The 20,440-nt window shown below is 71.3% G+C and carries 22 protein-coding genes; 9 read left to right on the top strand and 13 right to left on the bottom strand.

Annotated features, from left to right (window positions below):
* Window positions 1–18: 18 nt before the first annotated feature.
* From ISP_RS05900 to ISP_RS05885, 4 genes are all read left to right on the top strand, one after another.
* Complete coding sequence (locus ISP_RS05900) at window positions 19–423, top strand: hypothetical protein (protein WP_013223075.1); 405 nt, start codon at window positions 19–21, stop codon at window positions 421–423.
* A gap of 233 nt (window positions 424–656) precedes the next feature.
* Window positions 657–1,118: a low molecular weight protein-tyrosine-phosphatase gene (locus tag ISP_RS05895; RefSeq protein ID WP_013223074.1), complete on the top strand. Its 462-nt coding sequence runs from the start codon at window positions 657–659 to the stop codon at window positions 1,116–1,118.
* A gap of 49 nt (window positions 1,119–1,167) precedes the next feature.
* Window positions 1,168–1,998 (top strand): SURF1 family cytochrome oxidase biogenesis protein, encoded by an 831-nt coding sequence (locus ISP_RS05890; RefSeq protein ID WP_013223073.1) that lies wholly within the window; start codon window positions 1,168–1,170, stop codon window positions 1,996–1,998.
* 50 nt (window positions 1,999–2,048) lie between these two features.
* Complete coding sequence (locus tag ISP_RS05885; protein WP_013223072.1) at window positions 2,049–2,669, top strand: FMN-binding negative transcriptional regulator; 621 nt, start codon at window positions 2,049–2,051, stop codon at window positions 2,667–2,669.
* Between the two features lie 24 nt (window positions 2,670–2,693).
* Here ISP_RS05885 and ISP_RS05880 read toward each other — a convergent pair whose 3' ends face one another.
* Genes ISP_RS05880 through ISP_RS05870 form a run of 3 tightly spaced genes read right to left on the bottom strand, consistent with a single transcriptional unit; the run spans window position 2,694 to window position 4,827 of the window.
* Window positions 2,694–3,131, bottom strand: coding sequence for a hypothetical protein (locus ISP_RS05880; RefSeq protein ID WP_013223071.1), 438 nt, complete (start codon window positions 3,129–3,131; stop codon window positions 2,694–2,696).
* Window positions 3,132–3,187: 56 nt separating this feature from the next.
* Window positions 3,188–4,078, bottom strand: a complete 891-nt coding sequence (locus tag ISP_RS05875) for a cobalamin biosynthesis protein CobD/CbiB (RefSeq protein WP_013223070.1) — start codon at window positions 4,076–4,078, stop codon at window positions 3,188–3,190.
* A gap of 44 nt (window positions 4,079–4,122) precedes the next feature.
* Window positions 4,123–4,827, bottom strand: coding sequence for a FadR/GntR family transcriptional regulator (locus ISP_RS05870; RefSeq protein WP_013223069.1), 705 nt, complete (start codon window positions 4,825–4,827; stop codon window positions 4,123–4,125).
* A 102-nt stretch (window positions 4,828–4,929) separates the two neighbouring features.
* Between ISP_RS05870 and ISP_RS05865 the strand changes: the two genes are divergently transcribed.
* From ISP_RS05865 to ISP_RS05845, 5 genes are all read left to right on the top strand, one after another.
* Window positions 4,930–5,427 carry a gluconokinase gene (locus tag ISP_RS05865; RefSeq protein ID WP_014466635.1) on the top strand — a complete coding sequence of 166 codons (498 nt, stop codon included), beginning with the start codon at window positions 4,930–4,932 and terminating at the stop codon, window positions 5,425–5,427.
* Window positions 5,424–6,791: a GntT/GntP/DsdX family permease gene (locus ISP_RS05860; RefSeq protein WP_013223067.1), complete on the top strand. Its 1,368-nt coding sequence runs from the start codon at window positions 5,424–5,426 to the stop codon at window positions 6,789–6,791. The genes ISP_RS05865 and ISP_RS05860 overlap by 4 nt, the downstream gene beginning before the upstream one ends.
* A gap of 96 nt (window positions 6,792–6,887) precedes the next feature.
* Window positions 6,888–7,154 (top strand): DUF2510 domain-containing protein, encoded by a 267-nt coding sequence (locus tag ISP_RS05855; RefSeq protein WP_013223066.1) that lies wholly within the window; start codon window positions 6,888–6,890, stop codon window positions 7,152–7,154.
* A gap of 124 nt (window positions 7,155–7,278) precedes the next feature.
* Complete coding sequence (locus tag ISP_RS05850; protein WP_013223065.1) at window positions 7,279–7,602, top strand: ArsR/SmtB family transcription factor; 324 nt, start codon at window positions 7,279–7,281, stop codon at window positions 7,600–7,602.
* Complete coding sequence (locus tag ISP_RS05845) at window positions 7,599–8,111, top strand: SRPBCC domain-containing protein (protein WP_013223064.1); 513 nt, start codon at window positions 7,599–7,601, stop codon at window positions 8,109–8,111. The genes ISP_RS05850 and ISP_RS05845 overlap by 4 nt, the downstream gene beginning before the upstream one ends.
* A gap of 55 nt (window positions 8,112–8,166) precedes the next feature.
* On the opposite strand, the gene ISP_RS05840 is transcribed toward ISP_RS05845, so the two are convergent.
* The 10 genes from ISP_RS05840 to ISP_RS05795 form a co-directional block, all read right to left on the bottom strand.
* Window positions 8,167–9,135, bottom strand: coding sequence for an N-acetylglucosamine kinase (locus ISP_RS05840; protein ID WP_013223063.1), 969 nt, complete (start codon window positions 9,133–9,135; stop codon window positions 8,167–8,169).
* Window positions 9,132–10,397, bottom strand: a complete 1,266-nt coding sequence (locus ISP_RS05835; protein WP_013223062.1) for a 6-phospho-beta-glucosidase — start codon at window positions 10,395–10,397, stop codon at window positions 9,132–9,134. The genes ISP_RS05840 and ISP_RS05835 overlap by 4 nt, the downstream gene beginning before the upstream one ends.
* Entirely contained in the window at window positions 10,394–11,284 is an 891-nt protein-coding gene (locus ISP_RS05830; protein ID WP_013223061.1) for a carbohydrate ABC transporter permease, read from the bottom strand. The genes ISP_RS05835 and ISP_RS05830 overlap by 4 nt, the downstream gene beginning before the upstream one ends.
* The gene (locus tag ISP_RS05825; protein WP_014466634.1) at window positions 11,281–12,306 is read right to left on the bottom strand and encodes a carbohydrate ABC transporter permease; all 1,026 of its coding nucleotides are present in this window, start codon (window positions 12,304–12,306) and stop codon (window positions 11,281–11,283) included. The genes ISP_RS05830 and ISP_RS05825 overlap by 4 nt, the downstream gene beginning before the upstream one ends.
* Complete coding sequence (locus tag ISP_RS05820) at window positions 12,303–13,661, bottom strand: extracellular solute-binding protein (protein WP_013223059.1); 1,359 nt, start codon at window positions 13,659–13,661, stop codon at window positions 12,303–12,305. Before ISP_RS05820 ends, ISP_RS05825 begins: the two co-directional genes overlap by 4 nt.
* Before the next feature lie 24 nt (window positions 13,662–13,685).
* The gene (locus ISP_RS05815; RefSeq protein ID WP_378251308.1) at window positions 13,686–14,906 is read right to left on the bottom strand and encodes an ROK family transcriptional regulator; all 1,221 of its coding nucleotides are present in this window, start codon (window positions 14,904–14,906) and stop codon (window positions 13,686–13,688) included.
* A gap of 267 nt (window positions 14,907–15,173) precedes the next feature.
* Window positions 15,174–16,193, bottom strand: a complete 1,020-nt coding sequence (gene nudC, locus ISP_RS05810) for an NAD(+) diphosphatase (RefSeq protein WP_013223057.1) — start codon at window positions 16,191–16,193, stop codon at window positions 15,174–15,176.
* Window positions 16,193–17,572 carry a M16 family metallopeptidase gene (locus tag ISP_RS05805; RefSeq protein ID WP_013223056.1) on the bottom strand — a complete coding sequence of 460 codons (1,380 nt, stop codon included), beginning with the start codon at window positions 17,570–17,572 and terminating at the stop codon, window positions 16,193–16,195. Before ISP_RS05805 ends, nudC begins: the two co-directional genes overlap by 1 nt.
* Entirely contained in the window at window positions 17,569–18,861 is a 1,293-nt protein-coding gene (locus ISP_RS05800; protein ID WP_013223055.1) for a M16 family metallopeptidase, read from the bottom strand. The genes ISP_RS05805 and ISP_RS05800 overlap by 4 nt, the downstream gene beginning before the upstream one ends.
* 9 nt (window positions 18,862–18,870) lie before the next feature.
* A complete protein-coding gene (locus ISP_RS05795) occupies window positions 18,871–20,439 on the bottom strand; it encodes a DUF2207 family protein (protein WP_013223054.1) in 1,569 nt (522 codons plus the stop codon).
* Window position 20,440: the final 1 nt, after the last annotated feature.

The following is a 20,440-nucleotide window of genomic DNA, read 5'->3' as shown; positions in this document are numbered from 1 at the left end:
GTGACGAGGACGAAGTGGATGATCGCCGCGGCCGTGTCGGCCGCAGTGCTGGTCACGGCCGGCGCGTTCGTGCTGGACGACGGTGCGGCGGCGGACGGGATCGTCACGGCGATCCACCCGGACGGCCGGGTGGAGTGGACGGACGCCCGGTTCGTCAAGGCCGAGGAGAACGGCAGCAGCGCCGAACGGGTCCCGGGCACCGCGCACCAGGCGGTCCTGGCCGGGGACGTGCAGATCTTCACGGCCGTCGGGAGCTGGTGCGTGTCAGCAGCCGCGGGCCTCGCGACCGGCCTCGACGGCACCGGCTCCCACCCGTGCACCCGCGCCGAGTTCCTGGCGGCCACCCCGGACAGCCTGGACGCGGTCAAGATCACGGTGAAGGACGACGTGGTCACCCGGATCGCGGAGTACTACCACCCCTGATCCGAGGTGGGAGGCGCCCCGGCGGCAGCAGGCCGCCGCGGGCGCCGGGTCCGGTCAGTTGCAGTTGCCGCAGCAGCCGCAGCCCTGGCCGGTGCACTTCGAGCAGCACCCGTGCATGATCGCTCTCCTTCCGGTTCGCGTCCTCGCCCGATCGACGCTAAGTGAGCGGCGCGGGCCGCGGATACCGCCGAGCGGGCGGGTGACGGGGTGAACCCGGTGGTTACGCTCGGCGCGTGACGCACATCGTCTTCGTCTGCTCCGGCAACATCTGCCGCTCCCCGATGGCCGAGCTGGTGTTCCGGGCCCGGCTCGACGACGCCGGGCTTGGTGACTCCGTGCGCGTGACCAGCGCCGGGACCGGTCCGTGGCACGCCGGGGAGCCCGCCGACAAGCGCGCCCGCGCGACGCTGAAGGCGCACGGCTACCCGACCTCCCACGTCGCTTCCGAGGTGTCCGACGAGGACCTCGCCGCCGATCTGCTGCTGGCCGCCGACGAAGGGCACCTCGAGTTCCTGCGGGCGCGGGTCGAGGACCCGGCGAAGGTGCGGCTGCTGCGTTCGTTCGACCCGTCGGCACCCGAGGGCGCCGAGGTCCCGGACCCCTACTACGGCGGCGACGACGGCTTCGAAGACGTCCTCGGCATGATCGAGAGCGCCGTGCCCGGTTTGCTGGATTGGGTGCGTTCGCAGGGGTAGAGGTCACAGCCCGCGAGGGCCGGCCGAGGGCACGGGCTACCGTGGTGGGGTGCGGTTGCGGTTCCTGCTCCGGCCCGGGTGGCTGGCTCTGACGGCGGTGGTGTTCACCTTCGCCATCTGCTGCTTCACGCTGCTCTCGCCCTGGCAGTTCAGCCGCAACGCCGAGCGCGAGCAGCAGAACTCCGCGCTCGAGACGTCGTTCACCGCGGCGCCGGTGCCGCTGGCGCAGCTGCTGCCGCCCGGGAGCGTGCCCGGCCGGTACACCGAGTGGCACCTCGTCACCGTCACCGGCCAGTACCTGGCCGACAAGGAGGTCGTCGCACGGCTGCGGACCGTCCAGGGCGAAGGCGCGTACGAGGTGCTGACGCCGATGCGGACCACCGACGGCACGGTCGTGCTGATCGACCGCGGGTACGTCCGGCTGGACAGCAAGTCCGGCGCGCTGCCGTTCGCGCCGCCGCCGGCCGGGACCGTGCAGGTCACCGCGCGGGTGCGCGCCGACGAGACCGACCCGAAGAACCGTGACGCCTTCGCCGACGCCTCGACCGGCGGCCGGCTGCAGAGCTACGTCGTCGACTCCCGGGTGGTCGCGCGGGCGAGCGGGCTCGACATCCGGCCGGGGTACTTCCAGCTCGACGTCGGCCAGCCCGGCGTCCTCGGCGCGTTGCCGCTGCCGCAGACCGACTCGGGGCCGTTCCTGTCCTACGCGCTGCAGTGGATCGCGTTCGGCGCGATGGCGCTTCTGGGCTGGCTGTACTTCACGGTCCGCGAGCTGAAGCCGGGCGGGGCGCTGGACGCGTCCGACGACCCGGCGCGCCGGAAGTCCGTCGCGGAGATCCTCGCGGAAGACGAACTCGCCGAAAGTGGCCATCAGAAGTAGGCCGCAAATGGCCCTGCGGTGAGGCCACTTGCCCGGGTGATACTCGGGTCATGCTGATCCACCCGTGGGACGCCGCCACCTCCGACGCGGAGTGGCGCGAGTGGCTGTCCGGGCACGACTTCGGCCAGCTGATCGCCGGCGGCCGGGGCCGCGACCTGCCGGTGGTGACGCCGGCGCACTTCGCGTTCGACGGCGACCGCACGATCGTCACGCACCTGGCCCGCCCGAACCCGATCTGGCCGCTGCTGGAGGAGCACCCGCGCGCCCTGCTGACGGTGATCGGCGACTACACCTATATCCGCGCGGACTGGAACGCGGCCGCGGACCCGGCTCACGGCGTGCCGACGTCGTACTACGCGACGGTGCAGCTCGAAGGGGACGTCCGGCTGGTCGACGATCCGGCGGCGAAGGCGGCGCTGCTGGACGAGCAGCTGCGGCACTTCGAGCCGGACGGCGCCCGGGCGCCGGTGAGCGCCGCCCGGGACGAGCCGGACCGGCGGTTGCTGCCGGGGATCCGCGGGATCGAGTTCTCGATCACGGGCGTCCGGGCGAAGTTCAAGTTCGGCGGGAACAAGACGGCGGAGGACCGCGAACGGATCGGGACGCGGCTGGCCGGGCGCGGCGGTCCGCTGGACGCGGCGGCGCTGGCGCAGCTGCGCCGCCGCGGCTGAGGAACCCCAGCCGCGGCGGGCGGTTCAGCCGCCGCAGCGCGGAACCGGCAGCACGTCCAGGAAGCCGTGGATGGTCTCGCCCGTGGTGTGGTTCAGCGCGTCCGCCGTCATGTGCTGGGTGACGCCCGGCTGGTTGGCGGTCGGGTGCTGCTCACGGATCCCCGTGGTCGTCGAGACGTCGTCGCCGGTGAAGAAGACCTTGCCGTTGTCGGCGAACGTGATGGTCCAAACCTGGCCCGAGACGTTGGTGTGGATCTCGAACTCCTCCCCCACGACGAACGACCCGCCGGGGCCGTCGTCGTCGTGCTTGGACTTCAGCGTGAACGACGTGCCCAGGCTGCCGAAGCCGTCCTGCTCGTAGGTGGGGCCGCAGCGCCGGTCCTTGGCTTCGGCGGTCCCGGTGACGACGAGGGTGAGCAGGCTCGCGGCGACCACGCCGGCCGCCATGTGCTTGTACCGCAAGGTTCCTCCCGGTTTTCGGCGAAGCGTTTGCCTACGCTCGTCGATACGCGGGAGAGTTACAGAGCCCGGCGCCGGAAGCCCGTCAGCGCGGCCAGCACCACCGCACTCGCCCCGGCCAGCCAGCCCACGACCCGGGACAGCTCCACCGCCCGCGTCACGTGCCCCGCGTCCGGGTTGCGGCCCACCCCGAGCACCGGCAGCTCCGCCACCCCGTGCGGGTACACCGTCCGGCCGCCGACCCGGACCTCCAGCGCACCGGCGAACGCCGCCTCCACGCGGCCCGCGTTCGGGCTCGGGTGGGCGATCGTGTCGCGGCGCCAAGCCCGCCACGCCCCGCCCGCCGAGCCGCCGACCACCGGGGCCGCCACCACCGTCAAGGCCGCCGCCACGCGCGTGGGCAGCAGGTGGACCAGTTCGTCGGCCCGATCCACCGCCCAGTGGCCGCGGCGACCCGCGCGCGATCGGCGCAGCAAGCTCACCGCCCGGGCGCCCAGCAGGCCCGGCACGCCCGCCAGCGCGCCCCACACCAGCGGGGCCACCACCGCGTCGGACGTGTTCTCCGCCAGCGTCTCCACCGAGGCACGGGACAGCGCGATCGCGCCCAGGCCGTCGGCCACCCGGGGGTCCAGTTCGGACAGTGTCGCGCGCGCCGGCTCGAAGCGGCACTCCTCCAGGTCGCGGGCCAGTTCCGTGCCCTGCTGGGCCAAGCCCGCCGCGCCGAGGACCGCCCACGTCGTCACCGCCGTCGCCGACGCCTGCAGCACCGGGCGGCCGCGGCCCGCTCGCTCCAGCACCGCCCCGCCGAGCACCGCCGCGCCCGCGACCAGGACGCCCGAACGGGGTGGGAGCCGGCGGAACGCCGTCACCGGCAGGCGGCGGCGGGGGTCGCCGAGGGCGCCGTCGGCCGCCACGCCCAACACCAGTCCGATCGCGCGCGCCGCGCTCACCCGTGCCCCCCGGCGGAAGGAAAAGTCCAGTTCTCCCGCGGAGGCTACTCGCCCTCGGGACCCCCGTCGGCCACCAGGGCGGCGATCTCGTCACGGGCCTGGACGACGATGTCGCGCATCGCCCGCTCGGCCCGGTCCGCCTCCCCGGCAGCCACCGCCGCGGCCACCTCGGCGTGCAGCGCCACGGCCTCGGGCTGCGGCTCCGGCGGCATCAGGCCGTGCCCGGTCCGCCCGGTGAGCACCTCCGCGACGACCTCGGACAGCTGCCCGAACATCGGGTTCCGGGACGCGGTGAGCAGCAGGTCGTGGAAGGCGATGTCGAACTCGAGGAACGCCGGGAGGTCGCGCGCCCGGGCCGTCCGCGCCAGCCGCTCCCCGAGCGCACCCAGGCGGCCGCGCTCCTCCGGCGTCGCGCGCAGGGCCGCGAACCGCGCCGCACACGGCTCGATCGCCGACCGCAGCTCGTTCAGGGTGGCGAGCGCCGCCGGCCGGGCCGGGCCGTCGAGCTGCCAGCGGATCAGCCGCGGGTCGTAGTGGTTCCACTCCGCCGGTTCCCGGACGATCACCCCGACCCGCCGCTTGCTGCTGGTCAGCTGCATCGTCTCGAGCACGCGCACGACCTCGCGGGCCACCGTCCGCGAAGCGCCGAAGCGCTCTTGGAGGTCTTCCGACCGCAGCACGGTGCCCGGTTCCAGAGAACCGTTCGCGATCGCCGCACCCAGGGCGTCCAGGACCTGCTCGTGCCTCACCCCCGAAGGCTAGCCTGCTGATTAGATTAAGTAGTACTTCATCTTGAGTAAGTAGTACTTTTAAGTTTGACTCGCCTGGGCACAACGAAGTGGGAGGTGCGGATGACCGTCATCGTGGTGATGGGGGTGTCAGGCTCCGGGAAGACGACGATCGGCACGGCGCTCGCCGCGGCCCTCGGCGTCGAGTACGCGGAAGCGGACACGTTCCATCCGAAGGCCAACATCGACAGGATGACCGCCGGCACGCCGCTGACCGACGAAGACCGCGCGCCCTGGCTCGAGGCCATCGCCGGCTGGATCCGCGAGCACCGGGACTCCGGCGGCGTCGTGACGTCGTCCGCGCTCAAGCGCCGGTACCGCGACGTGCTGCGCACCGGAGGCGACGTCTGGTTCGCCCACCTGCAGGGCGACCGCGCGCTGCTGGCCGAGCGGATGAAGACCCGCACCGGGCACTTCATGCCGGTGTCGCTGCTGGACTCGCAGCTCGCCGATCTCGAACCCCTCGAGCCGGACGAGGCCGGCGCCGTCTTCGACAACACCGGCGGCACTCCGGAAGAGATCACCGAAGCCGCGCTCACCGCCTTCCGGGAGCACGCGTGAACGCCGTCCTCGCCGCCGGCTGGACCGGCCACGACACGCGCCTGATCATCGCGACCGTCGTCGCGATCGCCGTCATCGTCGTGCTGATCACGAAGGTGAAGCTGCACCCGTTCCTGTCGCTGGTGCTCGGTTCGCTCGTGCTCGGGCTGACCGCCGGGATGCCGGTCGACAAACTGTTGAAGAGCTTCACGACCGGCGTCGGCAGCACGGTCGCGTCCGTCGGCATCCTGATCGCCCTCGGCGCGATGCTCGGCAAGCTGCTGGCCGACTCCGGCGGCGCCGACCAGATCGTCGACACCGTGCTCGGCAAGGCCCGCGGCGGCGCGCTCCCGTGGGCGATGGCGCTGGTGGCCGCCCTGATCGGGCTCCCGATGTTCTTCGAGATCGGGCTCGTCATGCTCATCCCGGTGGTGCTGCTCGCGGCCAAGCGCACCGGGAAACCGTTGATGCTGCTGGGCATACCGGCGCTCGCCGGGCTTTCGGTGCTGCACGGGCTGGTCCCGCCGCACCCGGGTCCGCTCGCCGCGGCCGGCGCGCTGAACGCGAACGTCGGGATCACGCTGGCGTTCGGCCTGCTCGTCGGCATTCCGACGCTGGTCGTCGCGGGTCCGCTGTTCGGCAAGCTCGCGGCCCGGCTGGTGCCGGACGCCGCCCCGCCGGAGCGGCTGATCCCGGAACGCGCCGACACGGACAAACCGCGCCCGAGCTTCGCGGCGACGCTCACGACGGTGCTGCTGCCGGTCGTACTCATGCTCGCGAAAGCACTGTCGGACATCCTGCTGGCCAAGGACAGCCAGGCCCGCAAGATCCTCGACTTCGTCGGCGACCCGCTGATCGCGCTGCTCGCCGCGGTCCTGGTGGGCATGGTCCTGCTCGGCCGCCCGGCCGGGCTCGGCCGGGAGAGGCTGTCCACTGTGGTCGGTGAGTCGCTCGGCCCGATCGCCGGGATCATCCTCATCGTCGGCGCGGGCGGCGGGTTCAAGCAGACCCTGGTCGACGCCGGGGTCGGCGACGTCATCACCGGCCTGGCCAAGGACGCGAACCTGTCGCCGCTGCTCCTCGGCTGGCTGGTCGCGGTGGCGATCCGGCTGGCAACGGGCTCGGCCACGGTCGCGACCGTCTCGGCGGCGGGCATCGTGGCCCCGCTGGCCGCGGGCATGGACCCGTCCCACAGCGCGCTGCTGGTGCTGGCGATCGGCGCCGGGTCGCTCTTCTTCTCGCACGTCAACGACGCCGGGTTCTGGCTGGTCAAGGAGTACTTCGGGCTGTCGGTCGGGCAGACGCTGAAGAGCTGGTCGGTGATGGAGACGCTCATCTCGGTGGTCGCCATCGCGCTGATCCTGCCGCTGTCGCTGGTGGTCTAAAGGACGACGGCTTCGAGGTCACGATCCCGATCTACGCGTAACGCCGCCGACCCGATCAGCGTCTTCCGGATGTTCGCAACGGGAAGGCGGGATCGCATGGGGCTCATCCGGAAGACGCTGATGGTCGGCACGATGGGTGCCGTCCGCGGCAGCAGCAAGAAGCAGCGCGTGGCCAAGGCCCAGCTGAAGGAGCTGCGTGTCCAGACGAAACTCCAGCAGTCCCAGCTCCAGCAGCGACAGGCGGCCCAGCCCGCACCGCCGGCCGTGCCACCGCCCGGTTGGTACCCGTCACCCACGCAGCCCGGCTCGACGCAGTGGTGGGACGGCGCGCAGTGGACGCCAGCCTTCGCACCGACGACGTAACCGGGCGGCGGCGGACGCCGCCACCGCAAGCCGGCCGATCCCGAAGGCCGTCACCCCCAGCCGGGGTGGCGGCCTTTTTCGCGCCCGTTGACATGTGACCTTTTGGTCACCTATTCTCGCTGACGTGCCCGACGACGACCTGGTGTTCAAGGCGCTGGCGGATCCGACCCGCCGGTTCCTGCTCGACCTGCTCTTCGAGCGTGACGGCCGCACGCTCACCGAGCTGGAGACCCAGGTGGAGATGACCCGCTTCGGCGTCATGAAGCACCTGAAGCTCCTGGAAGAGGCCGGGCTCGTCGTCGCGCGGAAGGAAGGCCGCGAGAAGCGGCACTTCCTCAACCCCGTCCCGATCCGCCAGATCCACGACCGGTGGATCGACAAGTACACCGAGCGCCAGGTCAGCGCGCTCCTCGACCTCAAGAACGAGCTGGAAGGCGAAGAACCGTGACGAACACCGTGCAGGTCTACCGCGTCTACATCAAGGCATCCCCGGAGCGCATCTGGGACGCCATCACCAAGCCCGAGTGGACGCAGAAGTACGGCTACACCGGACTGGTCGACTACGACCTGCGGCCGGGCGGCAAGCACCGCACCCGCCCGACGCAGCCGTTCATCGACGCCGGGATGACCGGCGACCTCGTCGACGGGGAGGTCCTGGAGGTGGACCCGCCGCGCAAGCTGGTCATCACCTGGAAGCTGCTGATGGCCCCGGAGAACGTGGCCGACGAGCCCTACACGACGCTCACCTACGAAATCGAGGAGTCCAAGACCGCCGGCACCCGGCTGACCGTGACCCACGACGTCACCGGCGCCCCCACGACGGCGGCGATGGTCAACGGGTCGCTCGAGCGGCTGGACGCGCCCCCGAACGAGAACGCGGGTGGCGGCTGGGCGTGGATCCTGTCGGATCTCAAGTCCCTGCTGGAGACCGGCGAAACCATCGTCCCGGCGCCGTGAGGGGGTCTGGCGGGAGCTGCCTCGCGCCGCTTCGAGGCAGCTCCCGCCAGAGTCGTCAGACTCGCTGGGTCGCTGCCTTGAGCGCCGCCTTCGCGGCCTCGGGCGCCCCCAGCGTGTCGAGGCCGGACAACGCCGCCCCCACCACGGGGTTCACGTCGACAACGCGGACCACCGCGCGCGGCGCGACCTTGAGGCACCGGCGTTCGATCTCCGCGATCACCGGCGCGCCGATGCCGGTCAGCACGCCGCCGCCGAGGACGATCTCGGGGGCGTCTTCGGTCAGGTCCAGCTCGCGGAGGATCACCGCCGCGAAGACGCTGACCTCTTCGACGAACCGCGTCACGATGTCCTGGGCGACCTCGTCCCCCGCCGCCGCGACTTCGAACAGCAGCGGGCACAGGCCGTGGATCGACGCCGGGTCGATCTCCTCGAAGTGCAGGCCCTGCACGACGTCCAGCAGCGTCGGCTTCCCGAAGTAGGCCGCGACCGCCGGCATCAGCGCGGTTCGCGGACCGCGGCCGTCCTCGGCCCGGACCGCCCACCACAGCGCCTCTTCGCCGAGCCGGTAGCCGCCACCCCAGTCGCCGGAGATCTTGCCCAGCGCGGGAAAGCGGTGCACGCGACCGTCGGGACCGACGCCGGCGCCGTTGATCCCGGCGCCGCACACGACCGCGACACCCACCCCCGCGCTGCCCGCCCGGAGCAGCGCGAGGGTGTCGTTGCCGACGGTCAGGGTGTCGCTCCAGCCGCGGGCGGACAGGGCCGCGTGCAACGCCTCTTCCTCGCGCGGGAAGTCCAGCCCGGCCAGGTACGCGGAAGTGTGGACCGCTTCCGGCCGCGTCCCGAACGCCGGGTACGCCTCCAGCACCAGGTCTTCCAGCGCCGCCACGCATCCCGCGACGCCGACGTTCTGCGGCGACGCGCCGGGGCCGCGGGACTTGCCCAGCACCACGCCGTCTTCCGAGATCACCAGGACCTCGGTCTTGCTGTTGCCGCCGTCGATCGCGATGACTGCAGGCTTCATCCGCGCGCCCAGGGCAGGTACTCGCGGTTGATCTGCACCAGGGAGTCGGCGAGCGTGTCGGCCTTCGAGTACTGGCCGACCAGCGGGTGCGCCAGGAGGGCGTCGGCGACGCGGTCCCGGCCGCCCTTCACCGCCGCCTCCAGCGCCAGGAACTCGTACGACGTCGTCGCCGCGATGAGCCCGGCGAAGTTCTGCTCCACCGGCGGCTGCGGGATCGGCGTCGCACCCTTGGAGTCCACAGTGGACCTTGCCTCGATGACGGCGTCGTCCGGCAGGAACGGGAAGGTGCCGTCGTTGCGGACGTTCACCACGTGTTCCTCGGCCGGACCACCCGCGGTCAACGCGTGCACCAGCTGCACGGCGGCCTCGGAGTAGTACGCGCCGCCGCGCTTTTCGAGGGATTCCGGCTTGGTGTTCCGCTCCGGGTCGAGGTAGATCTTCAGCAGCTCTTCCTCGACGTCGGAGACGACGTCCGCGCGCGGGCGTTCGGTGCGCTGCTTGGTGACCTGCTCGTCGTGCGCGTAGAAGTACTTCAGGTAGTACGACGGCACGACGTTCATCCGCCGCAGCCACTTCCGAGGCACGCTCACCTCGTCGGACAGGTAGTCCAGGTGCTCCTCCAGCAGCTCCGGGAGCCGGTCGACGCCGTCGACGAGCGCGCCGCGCTCCCAGCTCAGGTGGTTCAGTCCGGTGTGGACGAGCTTGACGTCGTCCGCGCCGACGCCGAGCAGCTTCCCGAACTGCCGCTGCAGGTTGATCGCGACGTTGCACAGCCCGACCGCGCGGTGCCCTTCGTTGAGCAAGGCGCGGGTGACGATGCCGACCGGGTTGGTGAAGTTGACGATCCAGGTGTCGTCGCCGGCGATCTTGCGGACGCGGTCGGCGATGTCCAGCACCACCGGCACGGTCCGCAGCGCCTTCGCGAGCCCGCCCGCGCCGGTCGTCTCCTGCCCGACGCAGCCGCAGGCGTGCGGGAACGTCTCGTCCGAGCGCCGCGCCCGTTGCCCGCCCACGCGCAGCTGGATCAGCACGGCGGAAGCGCCGTCGACGCCCTCTTCCAGCGACTGCGTCGTCCGCACTCGCGCCGGGTGACCGGCGTGGTCGAGGATCCGCTGGCTGAACCCGCCGACGGCTTCGACGCGGTAGGCGTCCGGGTCGACCAGCACGATCTCGCCCACGTCCAAAGTGGACCGTCGACCGGCGATCCCGTCGATCAGCTCCGGCGTGTAGGTGGACCCGCCACCGACGACTGCCAGCTTCATCCCTTGACTCCCGTGAATGTGATGCCCTTGACGAACGACTTCTGCGCGAACACGAACAGCACGATCACCGGCGCCATGATCAGCGCGGTCGCCGCCATCGTCATGTTCCACTCGACGTGGTGCATGCCGCGGAAGGACGCGATCGCCAGCGAAAGCGGCCAGTGGTCCTGGTTCTCGCCGGTGTAGAGCAGCGGCCCGAAGTAGTCGTTCCAGGTGAACAGGAAGCAGAACATGGCGGTGGCCGCGATCCCGGGTTTGGCCATCGGGATGAGCACGCGGTACATCGCCTGGAACTCGTTGCAGCCGTCGATCTTCGCCGCTTCGAGGTAGTCCTTCGGAATGGTGAGGAAGAACTGCCGGAGCAGGAAGATCGAAAACGCGTCGAAGAAGAAGTACGGCACGATCAGCGGCACCAGCGTGCCGGTGAGGCCCATCCGCACCCACAGGTCGTACAGCGGCACGACGGTGACCTGCGGCGGCAGCAGCATCGCCGCCACGGTCAGCATGAAGAACAGGTTCTGCCCGCGCCAGCGCAGTTTCGCCAGCGCGTACGCCGCCGGGATCGCCGAAAGCAGCGCACCCGCCGTCGCCAGCGCCGAATACAGCAGGCTGTTGCCGAAGTATTCGAGCAGCGGCGCCTTCTGGAACACCTTGACGAAGTTCTCGAAGTGCCATTCGGTCGGCCACAGGCTCGCCGTCATGGCCTGGTCGTTCGCCATCACCGCGGTGAGGAACACGAACAACAGCGGCAGCATGAAGATCACGCCGAGGGCGATCCCGATCGCGTGGGTGGCGATGAAGGACAGCCGTTTGTCCCAGTTGCGCTTGAACCGCACCTTCGGCGGTACGCCCGCTTCGCGCGGCGGCGCTTCGGCCACGGCGGTCATGCGCCCTCCTCCTGGTGCTGAGACTTCCTGAGCTGCCGCACGAGAATCCAGGTGAAACCCGAGCTCACGATGAACAACAGGACAGCCATCGCCGCCGCGTACCCCATGTTGAAGTAGCGGAAGCCCTGGACGTACAGCCAGATCGGATAAGTCAGCGTCGAGTTCTGCGGCGCCCCGATGAGCTTCGAGTTGCCGGCGACGTCCGCGGTACCGGCGCTCGCGGACGACGCGACGATCGCCTGGGTGAAGAACTGCAGCGCGTAGATGATCGAGTTGACCACGCCGAACAGCAGCACCGGCGAGATCGACGGCAGCGTGACGTGCCAGAACCGGCGGACCGGGCCGGCGCCGTCGAGCTCGGCTGCTTCATATTGCTCGGTCGGGACGTCCAGCAGCGCGGCCAGGATGATGATCATCAGCTCGCCGGAGCCCCACAGCGCGAGCAGCGTCAGCGCGGGCTTCGACATCCCCGGGCTGTTGAACCAGAGCCCGCCGTCGATGCCGACGAGCCGCAGGAACCGGTTCACCGGGCCGAACTCCGGGTTGAACACGAAGACGAACGCCAGGGTGGCCGCCGCGGGCGGGGCGAGGGTCGGCAGGTAGCAGAGCGTCCGGACCAGGCCGACGCCCGACTTGAGGCGGGAGATCACCGAGGCGATGCCGAGGGAGAACACCACGCGGCAGACCGTCAGGACGACCACCAGCCACAGCGTGTTGTACGCGGCCGTGCCGACCAGCGGCTCGGTGGTGAACATCCGGATGTAGTTGTCGAACCCGATGAACTGCGGCGGGTTGATCAGGTCGTACCGGGTGAACGAGTAGTAGACCGTGGCGATCAGCGGGTAGCCGAAGAAGATGAGGAACCCGAGGAACGCCGGGGCCATGAAGAACAGGACGGTCCGGCGGCGCTTGGCCCGGCGGGCCCCCGCCCGCACCTTGGCAGGTGCGGACGGGGAAGCCTTTTCCGCGAGGGTGCGGGCCGAGGGACTCGTTACCGCCGAGACCCCGTCGGACAGAGTCATCCGCCCGCGCCCTTCTGCTTCAGTTCGTCGTCGATCTGCGCGTCCACCTTCTTCAGGCCTTCCGTCAGATCCGGCACCGAACCGGCCTGCCACTTCTCGGCGAAGTCGTTGACCGCCTTGAGGTGCGCGTCGCCGATCGGGGTGGTCTGGTTGGCCACCAGCTTGCCGCTGTCGTAGATGTCGAGGAACGTCTTGAACTGCGGCTGCAGGTCCAGCTTCGGCGAGGTGAGCGACGCCTTGGTGCTGGGCACGTTCTTCAGGCCGTTGGCCATGTCCACCAGGGTGTCGGTGTCCAGGGTGACCTGCTTGATGAGCTCCCAGGCGGCGCCGGGGTTCTTGGCGCCCTTGGGGATCGCGATGATCGTGCCGGTGGTGAAGCCGCCGCCGTAGTGGTCGGCCATGGTGTCGATCACCGGCGCCGGCGCGGTGCCGTAGTTGACGTCCGGCGCCTGGTCCTTGAGGAAGGCGGTGCGGAATTCGCCGTCGTAGATCATCGCCAGCTTCTTCTTGTGGAAGCCGTGGTCGGCGGAGTACTCGTCACCGAGGCCGGCCTTGAACTGCTCGACCTTCTCGTGCCCGCCGTAGAAGTCGATGAGCTGCTTCTGGAACTCGAACATCGCCTTCCAGCCGGGGTTGGTGGCGAGGTCGGACTTGCCGTCCGGGCCGAGGAACGGCGCGCCGAAGTTCGGCGCCCAGTACTGGGCCTGGTTGGCGTAGAACGGCATCGAGGGCAGGAAGCCGGCGACCTTGATCGAGCCGTCCGGGTTGAACTCGGTCAGCTTCTTGGTGGCCTCGAACAGCTCCGAGGTGGTCTTCGGCGGCGAGGTGATGCCCTTCGCCGCGAACATGTCCTTGTTGTAGTAGAGCCCGTAGACGTCGGCGAGCATCGGCATCGCGCACCGCTTGCCCTGGTACTCGGTGTAGTTGCGGACCGCCTCGGGGATTTGGTTGAGGTCGATCTTGTCGCGGTCGATGTAGGGCTTGAGGTCCTGGAAGCTGCCGGTGGAGCACCAGGCGCCGAGGTTGTCGGTGTAGAAGGAGATCGCGACGTCGGGTGGGTTGCCGCCGCGGATCGACTGGGTGAGCTTGTCGTCGTCCTGGTTGCCCTCGTGCTTGATCTCGATGTTCGGGAACTTGGTCTTGAGCTTGTTGAGGCCCGCGGTGACCACGCCGTACTCGCGGTCGGTGAACTTGGAGTACACGGTGAGCGTGAGCTTGTCGTCCTTGCCGGGCGCGGCGGCCGCGTCACCTCCGCTCGGGGCGGCGGCGCCGGAACAGGCGCTGGTCAACAGGACGGACGCCGCGGCGGCGGCCACCAGCAGGGCGCCGCGGCGGGTCCGGGTGGTCGGGGGCATGGCCCTCCTCCTCATCGGTTGGGGCTACTGAAGTCGGGGACGGGTGCTGTCGCCCTCGGGCCTGCGCGACCCGAGGAGCGTGGGGGTGACGACGCCGAAGACGTCCTCACGGGTGGTGGCGAGCGCCGACTGCAGCGCGCCCGCGCGAACGGCGTTGCCCTGCACGGAAGCGCAGCCGACCGGCGTGCGCGGCAGGACGAGTTCGTGCAGCTTTTCCTGGACGAGCGCGGCGAAGTCCTCCCCGCCGGCCCGGCTGGTGTCGCCGCAGAGGAGCACGAGCTGAGGGTCGGCGACGGCGACGAGGTTGGCGACACCGCCGGCGACCCGGTTGGCGAGATCGTCGAGAAAGGGGTGGCCTTTCCCGGCTTTCTCCACTGCTGCCCAGGCGGTTTCGGCCTCGATGCCGTGCGCCGCGGCGAGCCGGCAGATGGCGGGCGAGTCGACCAGGTTGCCGAAGCGGGCGCCGGCCGCGGGCCGGACCTCCCCGGTGTCCACCGTGGCCGGATCGGGCACGCGCATCCAGTCGATCTCGCCGCCCCCGCCGGTGGCCCCGCGCAGCAGCCGCCGTCCGATCACGACGGCACCGCCGACGCCTTCGGACAGCCAGACCATGACGAAGTCGTCGACGTCCTGGGCCTTCCCGGCGGTCATCTCCTCGACGGCGACCAGGTTGACGTCGTTTTCGATGAGGACGTCGACGCCGAGTTCGTCGCTGAGCTTCTGCGGGACGTCGAAGCCCAGCCAGCCGGGGATGTGCGGCGCGGAGGAGAGCAGGCCGGTCCGCGGATCGAACGCCCCCTGCGCGCCGATCACGACGTGGGCCAGGTCTTCCCGCTGGATCCCGGCTTCTTCGGCGACTTTCTGGAGGGCTTCGCCGAAGGTGCCGACGACGTCGGCCCCCGCGTGCACGGGCAGCGGCGTCCGGTACTCGGCGAGGACGACCCCGGCCACATCGGCGACGACGAAATCGGCCACGTGCGGCGTGAGATCGACGGCGGCGACGAAGGCGAGGCCGCCGTTGGCCGCCCAGAGCTGGGCGCGCGGCCCGCGGCCACCACCCCGCACCCCGGCCTTGACGACGAGATCGTCCAGTTCGAGCCGGGTGAGCAGCTGGGCGGTGGCGGGTTTGGACAGCCCGATGGCGAGTTCGAGTTCGGCCCGCGTGAGCGGCCCCTCCCGCAGGAGGACCTCGATGGCGGCGCGATCGTTGATCTCGCGCAGCATCCGCGGGCTACCGGCTCGCACTCGTCCCTCCGGACTTAATTAGGATACTTTACAGACGGTTTCCGGGGACTGTAGTGAGCCGCGGCACAGCCGTCAACGGTCTCGCGAAACGGCCAGGTAACGCTTGCCCGTCCGCTGGGCCACCTGGACGAAACACCGGTGAACGACTTGCGCCGGTCGGCGAAGGCTCGGTCAGAGGCTTTCGGCGAGGCCGTGCAGGGGGCCCAACGAGAACGGCCCCGGCGGGTGGCCGGGGCCGTTCTCGTTGTCGCGCTCGGTGGCGGGCGGTTACTCCTCCGCGTCCGCCCAGGCTTTGAGCATCACGCGGGCGATCGACGAGTTCCCCGGCAGGATGATCTCCGCCGCACCTTCGGCGATCGGCGTCGGCTTCGAACCCTCGCCGCGCACCGCACTGTTCTCGAACGCCGCGCGCACCTCGGCGCGCGACACCCACAGGGCCTCTTCGATCTCGCCGTCCGCCGGTACCAGCGGGGCGGCACGATCCGCCCGGGCGGTGAACCCCAGCATGATCGACCTCGGGAACGGCCACGGCTGGCTGCCCAGGTACCGCACGTCGGACACCGAAGCGCCGACCTCTTCGTGGATCTCACGGACCACGCACGCCTCGAGGGACTCCCCCGCCTCCACGAACCCCGCCAGCACCGAATACCGGCCCGCCGGCCAGATCGGCTGGCGGGCCAGCAGCACGTGGGAGCCGTTCACGCCCTCCGTGGAATGGACCAGGCAGATCACCGCCGGGTCCGTGCGGGGGTACTCCTCGCGCCCGCAGCCCGTGCACTTGCTCGCCCAGCCGAACTGGATCAGCTCCGTCGCGCTGCCGCAGCGCGTGCAGAATTTCGCCCCCCGACGCCAAAAGCGCAACGCCTGTGCCGTCGTGAACAGCCCGGCCGACGTGTCGTCCAGGAGGTCGCCGTACCCGCGCAGCTCGACCCAGACTTCGCCGTCCGCGCGCGGGACCTCCTCCACGAAGCCCCAGCTGCCCGCCATCTTCACCGTGTCGGCCTCGCCCGACGGCCCACCCGGCAGCGACCAGTAGTCGACGTCCTGCCACTCGCCGAGGAACACCGCGTCCGCGGGCGGCGAAGCGCCGAAGTCGACGGCCTTCCGGAACGCCAGCGTCGACGCGCCTTCGACCACCGGGGTGCGCCCGGCGTCGTCCAGGAGGACGACCCGGGCGTCGGCCCACCGCGACATCAGCCGCGACGGGTTGGTGCGCAAGTCCTCCTGGCGATCCACTGTGGACCGGGACAGGGTCGGCAGGGCACCGAGGGTGAACGGGACGGACATCAGGCCGGCTCGCCCACGACGACGTCGCCGAGCGCCAGGAGCTTGCGCTCCAGCACCGCCGCGTCGCCGACCACCACACCGGTGAACCGCTTGGGCGCGAAGTACTTCAGCGCCGCTTCGGCCACGTCCTCGGCCGTCACCGCCGCCACGCGCACCGGGTGTTCGGTCAGCCACTCGAGACCCAGCCCGGTCGAGGCCAGCGCCAGCACCTGCCCGGCCAGCCCGGACTGCGACGACGTCGAGGTCAGCAGCGAGCCGATCGCGTACTGCCGCACCGACTCCAGCTCGTCGCCGGTCGGCGGGACCTGGCCGAGGCGGCCCAGTTCGTAGCGCGTCTCCAGCAGCGCCGGGGCCGTCGCGTCGGTCGCGGTGTCCGCGTCGACGTTGACCACCGCGGTGCCGTCGGTGAACTCGAACCCCGAGTGCGCGGAGTAGGTGTAGCCCTTGTTCTCGCGGATGTTCTCCACCAGCCGCGACGAGAAGTACCCGCCGTAGGCCAGGTTCGCCAGCTGCAGCGCCGCGTAACCCGGGTCCGTGCGCGGGACCGTCTGCGCCGAGAGCCGGATCTGCGACTGCACCGCACCGGCGCGCGGCACCAGCAGCACGTCCGGCCCGGTCAGGTCGGGCAGCGGCGGCAGCCGGACGGCGGAGCGGTCCGACGCCCAGCCGCCGAGCACCTTCTCCAGCTCGCCGATGACCCCGGCCGGGTCGAGGTCGCCGACCAGCACCATGACCGAACCCCGCGGCAGCACCGACGCCTCGTGCAGCGCGCGAACCTGCTCCGGCGTCACGACCGCGACGTCTTCGGCCTTCGGGACCTCGCGCGTGGCCGGGTGGTCGCCGTAGCGGTGCTTCTGCAGGGCCTCGCGCGCGATCGTGCGCGGCTGGGTGCGCGAGACGGCGATCCGCTCGACCAGCCGCTCCTTCTCGCGGGCGATCTCCTCGTCGGCGTAGGTCGCCCCGGTGAGGACGTCGCCGAGGACGTCGAGGAACGTCGGCAGCTTGTCGGCCAGCGCGGACCCGGTGAGCACCAGGCGTTCCGGGTCGACACCGGCGCCGATGTCGCCGCCGATGAGCGCCAGCTCGGCGTCGATCTCGATGCGGTTGCGGCGGGCCGTGCCGGTCAGGATCGTCTCGGCGAGCACCTCGGCGATCGCCGGGTGCAGCGCGTCGTCACCCGCGAACGGGATCCACAGCCGCGCCTCGACCATCGGCACGGTCGCCTTGCGCACGGCCACCACGCGCAGGCCGTTCGCCAGCGTCGTGTCCACATGGGACAGATCGGCGGCGGCCCGCTGCGGCCCGAGCGGCGGCAGCGGCCGCGGTCCCCGCGCGGTGCGGCCGATCTCGTCGGCGCTGCGGTGCGTTGCTGAAGTCACTGCTCGTTGTTCCCTTCCGAAGCGGGCTTGACCACCAGCACGGCGCGCGCGTCCGGGCGCAGCGCCTTCGCCGCCGCCGACACGGCTTCCGAGGTGACGGCGGACATCCGGTCCGCGAGCCGGTACACCAGCGACGCGTCGCCGTAGAGCAGTTCGAACGAGCCGAGGGCCAGGGTCCGGGAGACCAGCCTGTCGTGCTCCGAGTGCAGGCTCGCCGCCCACCGGGCGGTGACCTTGCGCAGCTCCTCCTCGCTCGGCGGCGTCTCGGCGAGCTTCTCCAGCTCGTCGTCCAGCGCGGCGAGCACGCGCTCGCGGGACACCTCGTGCGGGTGGATCAGGGTGATGGTGAACGTGTCGGGGTCGCGGGCCTCGAACGGGCCGAACAGCCCGGCGCCGGCGCCGATGTCGACGACCAGGGGCTCGCGGTGCACCAGCCGCTGCTGCAGGCGCGAGCCGTCGCCGTCGGTGAGCACGCCGGCCAGCACGAGGTAGGCCAGGTAGCTGTCGACGTCGTTGATCGGGTCCGGCATCCGGTAGCCGATGCCGAGCGCGGGCAGCGGGGCGTGCGCGTCTTCGACCTCACCGTGCAGCTCGGTGGTCGGCAGCGGCTCGGCGAACGACGGCCGCTGCGGCGCCGGCCGGTGCGGGACGTCGCCGAAGTGCTCCTCGATCAGCTTCTTGGCGGTGTCCACCTCGAAGTCGCCCGCCACCGTGAGCACGGCGTTCGCCGGCGAGTAGTAGGTGTCGAAGAACGCCGCGCAGTCCTCGACCGTGGCGCTCTCGAGGTCCTCGAAGCCGCCGTAGCCGTTGTGCGCGTTGGGGAACGTCGAGTACAGCACCGGCGGCAGGGTGATCCACGGGAACCCGCCGTAGGGCCGGTTCAGCACGTTGAGCCGGATCTCCTCCTTGACGACGTCGATCTGGTTCGCCAGGTTCTCCGCCGTCAGCTTGGGCGCGCGCATGCGGTCGGCTTCGAGGAACAGCGCGCGCTCGAGCGCGGCGCTCGGGAGCACCTCGAAGTAGTCGGTGTAGTCCGGGTGGGTGGACCCGTTGAAGGTCCCGCCGCTGGACTGCACGTGCCGGAAGTGCGCGAGTTTCTCCAGGCTCTCGGAGCCCTGGAACATCAGGTGCTCGAAGAGGTGCGCGAAACCGGTGCGCCCCTCCGGCTCGGAGCGGAAACCCACGTCGTAGTGCACGCTGACGCCGACCACCGGCGCGGTCGCGTCGGGGGCGAGAACCACGCGCAGACCGTTGTCGAGGGTGTATCGGACGAGCTCGGGATCGGCCATGGCCCCACCCTACGACGGCCGGGCGGTCGCATGCGTCCCGACTGGCTGCTGGGAACCGGTGTCCCGGCCGACGCCGTCGAGCAGCCGGCCGCGGCGCGCGGCGGCGAACGTGCCCGCCACCGCCGCCGCGAACGATCCGGCCTGGTCAGGGCTGATTTCGCCGGCGTGCCAGTAGACCGGCGGCGGGTGCTCGAGTCCTTCGAACGCGGCCAACCACGAGGCCAGTTCGCCCAGAGCGAGCGCGTACGGCAGGCCGCGGGAGAAGACCAGCTCGCGCTGCGGCTCGTCGAGGTCCTCCACCCGGATCTCGGCGACGCCGCGAAGCCGGCGCGCGACGTCGGCGCCCGCCCGGCGGCGCGCGGGCAGGGCCGCCGAGGTCCCGGCGGCGGCGACCCCGGCCAGCGCGAGGATGACGCCGAGCTGGGCGTAGCCGACGGTCAGGGCCAGCAGGACGGTGAGGAACACGCCGTAGCAGAAGATCCGGACCCCGGCCCGGCGGAGGCGCCGCGTCGCGAACCAGCCGCGCCGGACGACGTCGGCGGCCAGTTCGGTGCGGGGGACTTCGATGTGCCGCTGCCGCAGTTCGGCGAGGGTCACCGGCTCGTCCGGCACGACGGCCTCGTACACCGCACGTTCGAAGCCGGTCAGGTGCTCGTCGGGCGGGTTGCGCCGGGCCAGCCGCCGGTCGCCGTCCTCGGCGCTGACCCAGAGGTAGTTGCGGACGGCGAGGTCCAGCACGGTCGCGGCCAGGTCGAGCGGCCCGGGCCGGCCGCGCAGGAGAAGGCCGACGTGGCCGGGCAGCACCCCGGCGGGCGACGCGAACTCCCCCGCCTTCACGTGGAAGCCCCCACCCGGGGGCGGAGCTTTCCCGTCAGAGCGGCGGCGGGCGAGGAGGATCCAGGCGGCCGCGGCCAGGAGGAGGGCGCCGAAGGCCGCCCAGGCCCAGGCGACCGGAGCGGTGAGCACGAACGCGCCGGCGAGCGTCTTCGCCGGGACCAGGACTTCGTTGGCGGGGACGGTGCCCGCGGGCAGCTCGACGGTCGCCGTCATCCGCCGGCCCGCGGCGAGGTTCTGCTGGGTGAACCGGGTCAGCCCGGCGTGGTCGATCTGCGCGGCCGCGCACGGGAGGTCGCCGGCGAGGCAGTCGACGGCGGTGGGGATCTTCGGCGCGGCGAAGGAGGCGCGGAGGAACTTCAGCTCGGTGTTCCAGCCGCCGGCCAGCTCCCAGGTGACCCGGTCACCGGCGACCGCACCGTCCACTGTGTACCGGACGATCGAGGTCCCCGGCGTGAGGTGGACGGTGAAGACGTCCTTGTCCACGTTCGCCGTCCCGCTGCCTTCCAGGACGACGTCGCGGACGCCGTAGACGCGCTCGCGGTGGTGGGGCGCCGGGACCCGCAGCGCGACCCGGCGATCCATCGTGACGCCGGCGGGGACGGAAATCGCTTCGGCGACCGACAGCGAGCCGTCGCGCTGGACCTTGAGCTGGATCTCGGCGCTCTGCGGCACGGTGGGCAGGGGCGGCTGGTCGGCGGGGCCGGCGGCCAGCGCGAGGGCCAGCAGCGCGCCCGCGAGCACG

The organism is Amycolatopsis mediterranei (assembly GCF_026017845.1).
In the GTDB taxonomy this organism is placed as follows: domain Bacteria; phylum Actinomycetota; class Actinomycetes; order Mycobacteriales; family Pseudonocardiaceae; genus Amycolatopsis; species Amycolatopsis mediterranei.
This window is presented reverse-complemented; position numbering and strand designations above follow the sequence as displayed.

Excerpts from the sequence above, each read along its gene's own strand:
- ISP_RS05900 (WP_013223075.1), top strand. The coding sequence starts at position 19 with ATGATCGCCGCGGCCGTGTCGGCCGCAGTGCTGGTCACGGCCGGCGCG.
- ISP_RS05885 (WP_013223072.1), top strand. The coding sequence starts at position 2,049 with ATGCTGATCCACCCGTGGGACGCCGCCACCTCCGACGCGGAGTGGCGC.
- ISP_RS05865 (WP_014466635.1), top strand. The coding sequence starts at position 4,930 with ATGACCGTCATCGTGGTGATGGGGGTGTCAGGCTCCGGGAAGACGACG.
- ISP_RS05855 (WP_013223066.1), top strand. The coding sequence starts at position 6,888 with ATGGGGCTCATCCGGAAGACGCTGATGGTCGGCACGATGGGTGCCGTC.
- ISP_RS05840 (WP_013223063.1), bottom strand. The coding sequence starts at position 9,135 with ATGAAGCCTGCAGTCATCGCGATCGACGGCGGCAACAGCAAGACCGAG.
- ISP_RS05835 (WP_013223062.1), bottom strand. The coding sequence starts at position 10,397 with ATGAAGCTGGCAGTCGTCGGTGGCGGGTCCACCTACACGCCGGAGCTG.
- ISP_RS05830 (WP_013223061.1), bottom strand. The coding sequence starts at position 11,284 with ATGACCGCCGTGGCCGAAGCGCCGCCGCGCGAAGCGGGCGTACCGCCG.
- ISP_RS05825 (WP_014466634.1), bottom strand. The coding sequence starts at position 12,306 with ATGACTCTGTCCGACGGGGTCTCGGCGGTAACGAGTCCCTCGGCCCGC.
- ISP_RS05820 (WP_013223059.1), bottom strand. The coding sequence starts at position 13,661 with ATGCCCCCGACCACCCGGACCCGCCGCGGCGCCCTGCTGGTGGCCGCC.
- nudC (WP_013223057.1), bottom strand. The coding sequence starts at position 16,193 with ATGTCCGTCCCGTTCACCCTCGGTGCCCTGCCGACCCTGTCCCGGTCC.
- ISP_RS05800 (WP_013223055.1), bottom strand. The coding sequence starts at position 18,861 with ATGGCCGATCCCGAGCTCGTCCGATACACCCTCGACAACGGTCTGCGC.